We start from the raw sequence: 11400 nt of genomic DNA, 5'->3' as shown, positions 1-11400 counted from the left end.
CCGCCGCAACCGGCGGAGCCGGTGCCGGCGCGGGTGCGGGGGCTGGGGCTGAGGCCAGCGCGGGTGCGAGTGCGGCGGCAGGCCCGGTCGGGGCTGCGGTAGTCGTCGGCGGTGCGGTGGTCAAGGGCGCCGCGACCGCAGGGCCGAAGTCAGGCGCCGCGGTCGGCGGTGCTGCCGAGGGCCATGTCGGGGCCGCGACCGAACAGGCATCCCCGCCGCCGGTGCCGGCTGCGCAGGCGAACCCGGCACCGTCCACCCCGCCACCGTCCGCCCCGGCGGTGCCGCGGCGGTCGCAGCCGGCGCCGCCGCCGTCCTCGAAGCCGTCCGGGAAGGAATGAGCTCATGGTCAGCCACACCTCGAACGAGTATCCGCTGGGGGCGGTGCAGTTCTCCCGCCTCACCCGGCGGGGCATCCTTCTGGGGCTGTCGCTGCCGCAGCTCATCGTCCTCGGCATCGCGATCCTCACCGTCGTCACCGCCCTCTACACCGCCGGCGGCATGGGCCTGGCCTGGACCTCCCCGGTCTGGGCCGGCGCCGCGCTGCTCGCGGTCATCCCCGCGGGCGGGCGGAAGGTGATCGAGTGGCTGCCGATCCTCACCCGCTGGGCCGCCCGCACCTACCTCGGCCAGCTCATCTACCGCCGCCGCATCATCCGCCCCCGCCCCGCCGGCACCCTCGCCCTCCCGGGCGACGCGGCGGCGCTGCGGGAATGGGAGGACCCGGAGACGGGCGCGGCGATGATCCACGACCCCCACGCCCAGACCCTCACCGTGATCCTCGGCGTCTCCCACCCGGCATTCGTGCTCCTCGATCCCGGCGAGCAGCAACGCCGCGTCGCAGGGTGGGGCCGCGTGCTGGCCGCCGCGTGCCGATCCGGGCGGATCGCCCGCATCCAAGTCAGCGAGCGGACCCTCCCTGACTCGGGGACGGGGCTGGCGGAGTGGTGGGCCACGCACGGCACCGATGACGGCTCCTGGGCCTCCACCACCTACGCCGAGCTCATCGATCGTGCCGGGCCTGCCGGGGAGCGCCATGCGACCACGATCAGCCTCGCCCTGGACATGAAGGCCGCCGCCCGGCAGATCAGAACCGCAGGGGGCGGGATACGCGGAGCCGCGGCGGTGCTGCGGCAGGAGATGACCACCCTCACCACGGCGCTGCGTGCCGCCGAGCTCACCAGCACCGGGTGGCTGACTCCGGGCGAGGTCGCCGTGATCCTCCGCGGAGCGTACGACCCGGCGGCGGCACCCGCCCTGGAACGTCACGGCGACCTCGGCCGCGACCTTGCCACCGCCGGCCCGGTGGCGGTCACCGAGACGTGGGACCGGCTGCGCTCCGACAGCGCCTTCCACGCGGTGCTGTGGGTCACCGAATGGCCCCGCTCCCAGGTGTATCCGGGCTTCCTCGCCCCGCTCGTGCTCTCCAACGGCATCCTGCGAACCCTCGCTCTCCACTACACGCCGGTGCGCGCCGACCAGGCCGCACGGGACCTGCGGAAGAAGAAGACCGAACTCATCTCCGATGCCGCCCAGCGCCGCAAGATCGGCCAGATCGAAGACGCATCCTCCACCGCCGAACTGGACGACGTGCTGCAACAAGAGGCGGACCTGACAGCCGGGCACGGCGTCCTCCGCGTCTCCGGGCTCGTCTGCGTCTCCGCGCCCACCGTGGACGAGCTGGACGCGGCGGTCGCGGCGGTCGAGCAGGCCGCGATCCAAGCGAGCTGCGAGACTCGCCGGCTGGTCGGGCAGCAGGCCCAGGCGTTCACCGCCGCCGCACTGCCCCTATGCCGGCCGGTCTGACCCACACCCTGTCAACCGCATTTCTCGTGAGGAGCCCGATCATGCCGACCTTCGACAACCCCGTGACCGACGCGGCGGAGGCATCCGCCGCGCTGCGCGGCCTCGCCCACGCAACCCGCACGTTCGAGGACCCCGCCGACACCTATGCGGTGCTCGGCGACCTGCTCGCCGGGGTCAGATCGCTACGTCAAGTGTTCGACCAGCTCGCCGCCGCCCACATCACCGCGCGTTCCCGCGCCCACGACGACGCCCAGGCTGCCGGGGCGACCGCGGCCCTCGCCGCCGCGGATGAACTGCACCAGGCGGGCACGCTGCTGGATGCCGTGCACGATCGGGTGGATGCCGCGATGGGCCAGTCCGGGCGGATCGCCTGGCACCCCGAACCGGCACCCCCGGACCCTGCGGCACGCGCGAGCGTGGAGGCCGGGGAGCTGCGGCTGACGGTGTGGCCGGACACCCCGTTGGGTGAGCACCAGCGCTACGCCTACCGCATCGAGCACCCGGAGAGCGGGCAGAGCGTGGAGGGCCGGGACCTGTTCACCGGGGCCGAGGCGCCCGTCTCACCCGCACGGGCAGTTCGCGAGCTCGCGGTGTTCCTCGCAGCGGCCGGCGAGGCACGCCAGTTCGCGATCGACAATCCCGGCCAGCACACCGACGACGAGGGCGCGTTCCCCGAATGGTTGGCCGATGCCGCCCGCCAGCACCAGGACGAGCTGTCGGTGCTGATCGACCGCGACCCCGACCTGACGGAGAAGATGGCCCGCCGGTGGGTCAGTGTCGTCTTCCTCCAAGGCGGTGAGGCCGAAAAGGTGCTCGACGTGATCGACCACGACGGCACTGACGCCGCGATCGACTACCTCGCCGGATACGACTTCGGTGAGGAGACCACGCAGGCTGCGCTCGAGAACGGGTACGTCTACGACCAGCCCCCGACCGGCGCCCTGGACCGCACTGCGATCAAGGATGACTACGCCCTCACTTACAGTCCCTTCCTCGGTCACGTCTCCCTGCTGCGCGCCCACGACACCACCCCCGACCCGACCCTCCGGCACGCCGTCACGCCCGACCCCGCGCCAGCGCGGCGCACCGTCGAACGGGAGCCAGCGCGGGCAGGGCGCCGTGCGGAGGGAACGGACTGGTTCGCCCGCAGGCCGGGCGCATCCGCGTCATCGGGGCGGGGGCTGGGACTGTGACCGGGCGCGAGGAGGGCCGTCTGCATACGGCGGTGCTGGTCGGCCCGGAGGGCGAGCGCCGCAAGCATCGCAAGGCCCGCCGGAAGGCTGCGACCCGGATCGAGACCACCGCCCGCGACACCCGGAAAGCCGATGCGAAAGCAGAGTGGGAGGCCGAGCAGGCGGAGAAGCGCGCGACCACCTATCTGCCCGCCGCCGGTGAACCCGGCCCCGCCGTACTGCGCACTCCCGACAGGTTGCGGCTCCCGAAGCACCAGGACACCTCCGCCACGTTGGCCGGGCAGTACCCGTTCCTCGCCGAAGGGGGCCTCGGCTCGGCGGGGGTGTTCGTCGGCCAGGACCTCTACTCCGGCGGCAGCTTCGTGTACGACCCGTGGGTGCTGTACCAGCGGGGCCTCATCACCGCCCCCAACGTCGTGCTGGCCGGCATCGTCGGGTCCGGTAAGTCCTCGCTCGCCAAATCCCTCTACACCCGCTCGCTCCCGTTCGGCCGCCGCGTCTACGTCCCCGGCGACCCCAAGGGCGAGCACACCGCGGTCGCCGAGGCCGTCGGTGGGCGGGCGATCGTCCTCGGCCACGGCCTGTCCAACCGGCTGAATCCGCTGGATGAGGGCCACCGGCCCTCCACCGTGTCGGATGCGGAGTGGGCTATGCAGGTCGCCTCCCGCCGCCGCGACCTCATCGGCGCCCTCGCCGAGACCGTGCTGGACCGGGTGTTGTCGCCGTTGGAGCACACCGCGATCGACCTCGCCCTCCGCGATGCGGTGAGGTCGGCGGAGGTGCCGATCCTGCCGATGGTCGTCGACCGCATCCTCGCCCCCAACCCCGCCGACGGTGAGGATGGCCGCCTCGCGGAGGACGGCCGTCTGGTCGGCCACGCGCTGCGCCGCCTGGTCGCCGGTGACCTCCAAGGGCTCTTCGACGGCCCCTCCACCGTGCGGTTCGATCCGTCGCTGCCGATGGTGTCGCTGGACCTGTCCCGTGTGGCGGAGAATTCGACGCTGATCTCGGTGCTGATGACGTGCTCGTCGGCGTGGATGGAGTCGGCGCTGTCGGACCCGAACGGCGGGCAACGGTGGGTGATCTATGACGAGGCCTGGCGGCTCATGGCCTACCCGTCCCTGTTGCGGCGGATGGACGCGCAGTGGCGGCTCGCCCGGCACTTCGGGATCGCGAACATGCTGATCTTCCACAAGCTCTCCGATCTCGACAACGTCGGCGACCAGGGCTCCGCCATGCGCGCGCTCGCGTCATCGCTGCTGGCGAATGCCGAGACCCGGATTGTGTATCGGCAGGAGGCCGACCAGCTCGGCTCCACCGCCACCGCCCTCGGCCTGACCGGCACCGAGCAGAAGCTCCTCCCAGGGCTCGGCACCGGGCAAGGGCTGTGGCGGATCAAGGACCGCTCCTTCGTCGTCCAGCACCAGCTCCACCCCGCAGAGCTGACCGCGTTTGACACCACCACCCGCATGACCTCGAAAGGTCGCGGGTTCAGCAATCCCGACGCCGCTTCGGGAATCGTGAACGATCGGCAGGAATCCTGATGGCCCGCCCCCGATACAAGCGCACCGAACCCGAGCCCCGAGACGAACCCGTGCCGGTCACCCTGCCGCACGTCGTCATGGACATCGCCCCGAACGGGCGGATGACAGTCACCGTCGACGGGACACCCTACGAGCCGGAACCTTTCGCGCCGGCGTGGCGGAGGGAAGACTTCGCCCGCGTCCTGGACCAGCTCACCTCCCAGCGCCGTTCGCCGCTACGAGTCGAGGTGCATGAGGCGGACGGGACGACGTTCACCGACATCATCACCCCCAGCACACGCCGCCGCCCCCAACCAGAACCCGCACCGGCCCCGCCACCGTCGCGACGGGTGATGCCGGAGCTCGTCACGCTCCACGGGGAGGGGTTCGTGCCCGGCGAGGACGTGGGGATCGCGATCGTGATCGCGCACGGCGACGCCGCCCCGGACGGCACCATGCGCGCCCTCCTCACCGCCGAGCAAGCCAACGCAAGCCCGACCCGCGAGGTCGTCCTGCTCGGCCGCGTCTCGGGAACCCTCACCATCGGACACCCCGAATGAGCACCCCACGCCCCGCCGGGTCGCTCGGTGACGAGCTCAGCAACCTCGGCATCGGCATCCTCATCGCCGCCGCGGTCCTGGCCGGCATCCTGCGCGCGGCCGGGTCGGTCGCCGCGTGGATCACCGGCACCGCCCAACCCGCAGGCGGGATCGAAGCGGGCCTGGGGGTGCTGCTGAACCCCGGCAACCCCGCGGCCGCGCTCGACGCAGAAGGGCTGCACGTCGTGGCGTACTGGATCACCGCCGGTGCCCTGATCCTCGGTGTCGGCACGGTCGGGTGGTGGGCGTGGCGGCTCTTCCGCGAGCACGGGCGGCAGGCCAAGACCGACCCGTACCGCATCGCCGGGATCGCCACCAAGGGTGAGGTCGCCCGGGCCGCCTCCGAACCCGCGCTACTGCGCCGCGCCGGACACCTGCGCCCGTCCCTCGACAAGCCCGCACCGCAGGATGTCGGCTACCGCATCGGCACCTCCCGCGGGCACGGCGTCTGGGCATCGGTCGAAGACTCGATCCTGCTACTCGGCCCGCCCCGATCCGGGAAAGGCGCAGGAATCGTCATCAACATGATCCTCGACGCACCCGGTGCGGTCGTCACCACGAGCACCCGGCCGGACAACCTCACCGCCACCCTCCGCGCCCGCCAGAAGATCGGCCCCGTCGCGGTGTTCGACCCCCAGCACCTCGCCGAAGGCGTACCCGCCGGGCTCAGATGGTCGCCCATCCGCGGGTGCGAGGACCCGCTGACAGCGATGATCCGCGCGACCGGGCTTGCCGCCGGCACCGGCCTCTCGGCCGGCGGTGTCGAGGGCGGCGGGTTCTGGGAGGGCAAGACCCGCACCGTACTCCAAGCGCTCCTCCACGCCGCAGCCCTCGACCACCGGCCGCCCGGCGAGCTGTTCCGGTGGACCCTCGACCCCTCCGCCGCCGCGGACGCGGTGGCGATCCTCACCGCCAACTCCCACGCCGCCGTAGGGTGGGCGGAGTCATTGCAGGCCATGATCGACTCCGACCCCCGCACCCGCGACTCCATCTGGCAAGGCGTCTCCCTCGCCCTCGCCGCTCTCGCAGACCCCCGCGTCCTCGACGCCGTGACACCGCGGGAGGGCGAGGACTTCGACCCCGAAGCGTTCCTCCGCGCCCGCGGCACCCTCTACCTGCTCGCCACCGGTGCCGGCGCCAACAACAGCGCGGCGCTGGTGGCGGCGTTCGTGGAAGACCTCGTGGAGGCCGCCCGCCGGATCGCCGCGACCAGCCCCGGCGCGAGACTCGACCCGCCGCTGCTGCTGGCGCTCGATGAGGTCGGCAACCTCGCGCCCTTGCCGTCCCTGCCGACGCTCATGGCTGAGGGCGGTGGCACTGGGATCACGACGATGCCGGTCTTGCAGTCGCTGGCTCAGGCGCGGGAGAAGTGGTCGGAGAACGCGGCCGGCGCGATCTGGGACGCGAGCATCGTCAAGATCATCCTCGGCGGCGCGTCCAACTCCAAAGACCTGCACGACCTGACCACGCTCATCGGCGAGCGCGACGAGGTGACCGACTCCACCACGATCGGCGACCACGGCTCCCGCTCCGCGCAACGCTCCATTCGCCGCGTGCCGATCATGCCGCCCGACACCATCCGCACCCTCCCGTTCGGCACCTCGCTCGTCATGCTGCGCGCCGCACCGCCCATCGTCACCCGACTGCGCCTGTGGACCGACCGGCCCGATGCCAAGGCACTGCGCGCCGACCGCGCCGACATCGAAGCACTGCTACAACGCCGCCCGCTGGGAAGCCCTGACGCACCTACCTGACAAGAGCGGTCCCGCCGTGGGACTGCCGATGCCAGGAAGGGACGGTCGTCATGGCGATCCGCACGCAGGAGTCGTTCACGGGATTCATCGCCTCGGACCCGCAGCTCAGCCACACCAGCAAGGGCGAGGCGAGGTTCTATGCCCGGGTCGGGCAGGAGCATTACCGCAGGGAGCCGGACGGGTCGTTCACGGAGTTGGAGTCCACGTTCCACGACCTCGTGGCGTATCGGGCGACCGCCGAGCGGGCGCATGAGCGGTTCGCGAAGGGCGACAGCTTCGTCGCGGAGGGCTACGCGCACCCGTTTGAGTACGAGCGGGACGGGCAGACCGTGCAGGGTGAGGAGTTCGTCGCCAAGAAGATCGGTCACGATCTCGCCCGCACCAGCTACGAAGTCGACCGCGGCCCGCGCAACACCGGCACCGCGGAGCAGGAAGCCCCGACACCGACCGCAGGCAGAGAGGCCTCGCGCAGCGACGAACCGCGGCGTCCCTCCCCATCGGCCGCGCCGGGGCTCGGGCTGTGATCGAGGAGACCGTCATGGCCGAGGTCGATGACATCCCCGAGCAGGACGAGCCAGAGCCCGCTCCCCTGGACGACGAGACCGACGATGTGGAGGCACCGGAGGAGGACGCCGGTGTGCTCGCGGAGCCGCCGCATCCGGTGAACTGGAACCTCCTCACCGCCGAGGAGGCCGCCGGCGAGTGGGTCGAGCTCGACAAGTGGGTGACCTGGCTGCGCCACACCTACGGACTCCCCGCGTCGGTGATCCCGCCGTCCTGGCACCGCCACCCGGAGCTGGTGTGGGAGCTGTCCGCCCTGCACCTGCACTGGCTGTGCGCGTACGACCCGGAGGAGAACGGGTCCGCGCCGAACGGCTGGCATCGCGACTTCGCCGACGCCCGCCAACGCCTGCGCGACTGGGTGGCAGCCTGCGGCACCCGCCTGGACCGCGACCGAGCCACCCGGCAGACCGCATGGCCCGGCGAGACGCCCACCGAGACGATCGAGGACGTCGTGATCCCTGACCGGACAGCCGACTTCCGGGCATTCGTCAAGGCCGATGTCGCACGCCGCCAGGCCGCCGAGGACGCCTTCTACGCCAGCCTCGGCGCCGACCCGGAAACCGGCGAGGTGCCCGACGATGACGAGCCCACTCAGTGACCGCGGCATCGGCACCCTCGAGCCGCTGTGGTGCCCCAGGGAGGCGTCGGAGTTCCTGACCGTCTCCCAGGCCACGCTGTCCCGGTGGCGGCGCGAGAAGGTCGGACCGCCGTTCATCCAGGTCGGTGGCGTCTATCGCTACAACCCCGTCACCGTGCGCGCCTGGGTGCGCGAGCAGGAGACAGCGCATGGCTGACCCCCGCAACCATCGGATGCCGCCGGTCGGCGTCAAGCTCACCACCGACGTCGAGCGGCGCACCGAGGGCTTCCGCGCCCGCGTGCGCTGGACCGATCCTTCGACCAAGAAGCGCGTCGGCCGAGTCAGCCACGTGCGCACCCCGGAGGAGGTCGAGGAGTTCTTCGAGCAGATGCGCGCCGCGACCGAGACCGGCAACGACACCACCGTCAGCCTCGCCGCCTACGCCGCGTCGATCGGCGACAGGTGGCAGCGCGGCCTCGATCCCACGTCCACGGCCGAGCTCTACGACACCGGACTCCGACTCCGCGTCCTGCCCGCGCTCGGGCACATCCGGGTCGTGAAGATCACCGCCGGGATGATCGACCGCACTATCGACGGCTGGGAGGCCGAGCACTCCGCCTCGACCATCAAGAATTCCATCGCGCCCCTGGTCCGGGTCCTGGACGAGGCCGTCCGTGACGACATCATCTCGATCAACCCGGCCAAGCACCGCGCCCGCCGCAACCTCGGCAAGCACGTCACCCACACCACCGGAGCGCTCCGCCAGTACGCTCTCCCGGACCTTCCCACGTTGCAGAAGCTCGCGACCGCGTGTGGGAAGGTGCACCAGTCGTATTCCGATCACGTCATGCTCGCCGCCCTCCTCGCCGCACGCGGATCCGAGGTCGCAGGGTTGCGGGCCGGGGACGTGGACTGGGGCAACCGCATCGTGTGGATCAGACGCCAGCACTACCCAGGCAAAGGCGGCCTCATCATCAAACAGACCAAAGGCCGTAGAGACCGTCCCGTCCCGATGCTCGACGCTCTCGAACCCGTCCTCGAACGCCTCACCGACGGCAAGGAGCCCGACGCTCCGCTTCTGCGCGGGCCGCGCGGCGGCGTCCTCACCACCGCCACCGTCCGGGACGCGACTCACTGGGACGATCTCGTGGCAAAGCTCGGGTTCGACAACCTCACCCGGCACGGGCTCAGGCACACCGGAGCGACCTGGATGGCCGACGCCGGCATCGCCCTGCACGTGCTCCAAGAGATTCTCGGGCACCAGTCGATCGAGACCACCAAGGGCTATCTGCACCCCGACCATCGGCACCTCGCCGAAGCAGCCCGGCAGGCCAATCAGTTCCTCTCCGCAGCCCCCACCAGAAGGGACACCACCCGCCGCGACGGACCCCGCCTGTGACCGGCTCCAGAACCCCGCTCCGACCCTCCCAGAAGGGGCCGGAGCACTTGTCCTGTGCGGATTCTGGTCCACTCGACGGGCACCTTCTGGTGCACTTCGCGGGCGACGATGCCGGACGGGCGTGGTCCACTTCGGCGGCGACCGGATCGAGCAGATCGAGCGAGTGGACCAGGCAGTGACCACATCCAGATACGACGAAGCCCTGGTGAAAGTTGCCTCTCACCAGGGCTTTTTGTCGGGATGACAGGATTTGAACCTGCGACCCCTTGACCCCCAGTCAAGTGCGCTACCAAGCTGCGCCACATCCCGTTGTTCACTTTTCAGCCCCCGCCTGAGCGCGGACAACTCCACCATCTTACCCGAGCGCCCCGGCGCCCGTGAACGCCATCGACCGTGTCGGCGCTGGCCACTAGCGTGACCGCCATGACGATCACGATCGCACCCGCCACCGCCGAACGCTTCGACGATGTCGAGCACACCTTCTCGGGCGGCGGGGACGGCCCGAGCTGCCAATGCCAGTGGTGGACGCTCACGAACGCGCAGTTCCAAGCATCCGATCGTGACGAACGCGAAGGGATGCTTCGCGAACAGGTCGCGGCAGAACCCTCCCCCGCCCTCATCGCCTACGTCGACGGCGAAGCCGCCGGATGGGTGCGGGTCGGCCCCCGCACGACCCAGCCGCGACTCGCCCGCACCCGAAACTTCGCGGCCACGACCGAGCCGTGGGACGACCCGAGCGTGTGGGTCGTGACGTGCTTCATCGTGCGCAAAGAGCATCGCGGCCAGGGCCTCAACCAGAGGCTGCTCGATGCGGCGATCGACCACGCCCGCACGAACGGGGCTCGCGTTCTCGAGGCGTATCCGACCGACACCAGCGCCGCCAAGCACTCCGCCAACGATCTCTACATCGGCATTCTGAGCGTCTTCGAGAACGCTGGCTTCCGTGAGGTCGCACGTCCGAAGCCCGAGCGGGTGATCGTTCAGCTCGACCTGAACGCCTGACCGGTTCGAGCCTCCGCGATCGAGCGCGCTGACCCTCCACCTCGAGCACCACCACAAGCGCGACCAGCATGCGACGATTATGAGGCCCGGCCGCCGCCCACGGCGGAGCCCATCCGCCCACTCGATGAGGAGCAGCATGACCGCAGAGTCTTCGCGCTCGCTCTCCGCACGGGTCGCCGGGCTGCCCGCCTGGATCGGGTTCGTGCCCTACGTCGTGGTCTCGATCGTGCACGTCGTCGCGCTGGGCGTCGGCGCCGACGCCGTCGCGGGCCCCACCAAGCTTGCACTCATGCCGCTCCTGGCCGTCGCGGCGCTGTGGGCCGGCCGCGGTTCGACCTGGGGCACACCCGCAACCCTGCTCTTTCTCGCGCTCGCGTTCTCGTGGCTCGGCGATGGCGCCGGCACCTTCTTTCCCTACGCACCCGAGCTGCCCGTCATGCTGCTCTGCTTCGGACTGGCCCACATCGCCTACATCGTGCTGTTCTGGCGGTTCGTCCGCATCAAGCGCTGGCCCGCGTGGGCGCTGGTGTATGCCGCGTGGTGGCTTCTGCTCGTCGTCGTGCTCTGGCCGCGGCTCGGAGCCCTGTCGTTCGCCGTCGCGATCTACGGCCTCGTTCTCGGCGGCACGGCGGCGACCGCGACCCGCTGCGCGCCGATCATCGCCGTGGGCGCGGCGTTCTTCCTCGCATCCGACACGATCCTCGCCTTCCGACTCTTCACACTCGAAGCGATGCCCGACTGGACGAGCCCCCTCGTCATGCTGACCTACACCCTCGGCCAGGGACTCATCGTCGCGGGCGTCGCGAGGGGCTTGCCACGCCTCGCCGCGCGCACAGGGACGGCGAACACGTGAGCGCCGAGACAACCCGTGTGCGGACGGATGCCTGGCTCTGGGCCGTCCGCGTCTACAAGACCCGCTCGGCGGCGACCACGGCCTGCCGGGCCGGACACGTGCGGGTCAACGGCGACCGGGCCAAGGCCGCGC

General features: G+C 71.1%; 12 protein-coding genes, 1 tRNA gene and 1 pseudogene. 13 read left to right on the top strand and 1 reads right to left on the bottom strand.

The window, feature by feature from the left end; genetic code table 11:
- The 10 genes and pseudogenes from MIC448_RS11100 to MIC448_RS11055 form a co-directional block, all read left to right on the top strand.
- A pseudogene (locus MIC448_RS11100) lies at positions 1-338 on the top strand (conjugal transfer protein TrbL); the annotation flags it as partial.
- A 4-nt stretch (positions 339-342) separates the two neighbouring features.
- Positions 343-1803, top strand: a complete 1461-nt coding sequence (locus MIC448_RS11095; RefSeq protein ID WP_036299551.1) for an SCO6880 family protein — start codon at positions 343-345, stop codon at positions 1801-1803.
- Between the two features lie 41 nt (positions 1804-1844).
- Positions 1845-2996 carry a hypothetical protein gene (locus MIC448_RS16420; protein ID WP_243419979.1) on the top strand — a complete coding sequence of 384 codons (1152 nt, stop codon included), beginning with the start codon at positions 1845-1847 and terminating at the stop codon, positions 2994-2996.
- On the top strand, positions 2993-4540 hold the full coding sequence (locus tag MIC448_RS11085) for an ATP-binding protein (protein WP_051513652.1): 1548 nt from the start codon (positions 2993-2995) through the stop codon (positions 4538-4540). The genes MIC448_RS16420 and MIC448_RS11085 overlap by 4 nt, the downstream gene beginning before the upstream one ends.
- The gene (locus MIC448_RS11080; protein ID WP_051513649.1) at positions 4540-5079 is read left to right on the top strand and encodes a hypothetical protein; all 540 of its coding nucleotides are present in this window, start codon (positions 4540-4542) and stop codon (positions 5077-5079) included. Before MIC448_RS11085 ends, MIC448_RS11080 begins: the two co-directional genes overlap by 1 nt.
- The gene (locus MIC448_RS11075) at positions 5076-6872 is read left to right on the top strand and encodes a type IV secretory system conjugative DNA transfer family protein (protein WP_036299549.1); all 1797 of its coding nucleotides are present in this window, start codon (positions 5076-5078) and stop codon (positions 6870-6872) included. Before MIC448_RS11080 ends, MIC448_RS11075 begins: the two co-directional genes overlap by 4 nt.
- A 50-nt stretch (positions 6873-6922) precedes the next feature.
- Positions 6923-7396, top strand: coding sequence for a single-stranded DNA-binding protein (locus MIC448_RS11070; RefSeq protein WP_036299547.1), 474 nt, complete (start codon positions 6923-6925; stop codon positions 7394-7396).
- 14 nt (positions 7397-7410) lie between these two features.
- A complete protein-coding gene (locus MIC448_RS11065; RefSeq protein ID WP_036299546.1) occupies positions 7411-8034 on the top strand; it encodes a hypothetical protein in 624 nt (207 codons plus the stop codon).
- Complete coding sequence (locus MIC448_RS11060) at positions 8015-8230, top strand: helix-turn-helix domain-containing protein (RefSeq protein WP_051513646.1); 216 nt, start codon at positions 8015-8017, stop codon at positions 8228-8230. The genes MIC448_RS11065 and MIC448_RS11060 overlap by 20 nt, the downstream gene beginning before the upstream one ends.
- Positions 8223-9413: a tyrosine-type recombinase/integrase gene (locus MIC448_RS11055; RefSeq protein ID WP_036299544.1), complete on the top strand. Its 1191-nt coding sequence runs from the start codon at positions 8223-8225 to the stop codon at positions 9411-9413. Before MIC448_RS11060 ends, MIC448_RS11055 begins: the two co-directional genes overlap by 8 nt.
- Before the next feature lie 235 nt (positions 9414-9648).
- Here the strand turns inward: MIC448_RS11055 and MIC448_RS11050 are convergent.
- Positions 9649-9722: transfer RNA gene (locus MIC448_RS11050), tRNA-Pro, on the bottom strand.
- Between the two features lie 114 nt (positions 9723-9836).
- Between MIC448_RS11050 and MIC448_RS11045 the strand changes: the two genes are divergently transcribed.
- The 3 genes from MIC448_RS11045 to MIC448_RS11035 form a co-directional block, all read left to right on the top strand.
- Positions 9837-10415: a GNAT family N-acetyltransferase gene (locus tag MIC448_RS11045; RefSeq protein WP_036299541.1), complete on the top strand. Its 579-nt coding sequence runs from the start codon at positions 9837-9839 to the stop codon at positions 10413-10415.
- Between the two features lie 136 nt (positions 10416-10551).
- Positions 10552-11268: a lysoplasmalogenase gene (locus MIC448_RS11040; RefSeq protein ID WP_051513644.1), complete on the top strand. Its 717-nt coding sequence runs from the start codon at positions 10552-10554 to the stop codon at positions 11266-11268.
- Positions 11265-11400: S4 domain-containing protein (locus MIC448_RS11035; RefSeq protein WP_279380988.1), on the top strand; the 136-nt coding region annotated here is incomplete at its 3' end. The genes MIC448_RS11040 and MIC448_RS11035, both read left to right, overlap by 4 nt.

Source organism: Microbacterium sp. C448 (assembly GCF_000582705.2).
GTDB classification, from domain to species: Bacteria; Actinomycetota; Actinomycetes; order Actinomycetales; family Microbacteriaceae; genus Microbacterium; species Microbacterium lacus_A.
This window is presented reverse-complemented; position numbering and strand designations above follow the sequence as displayed.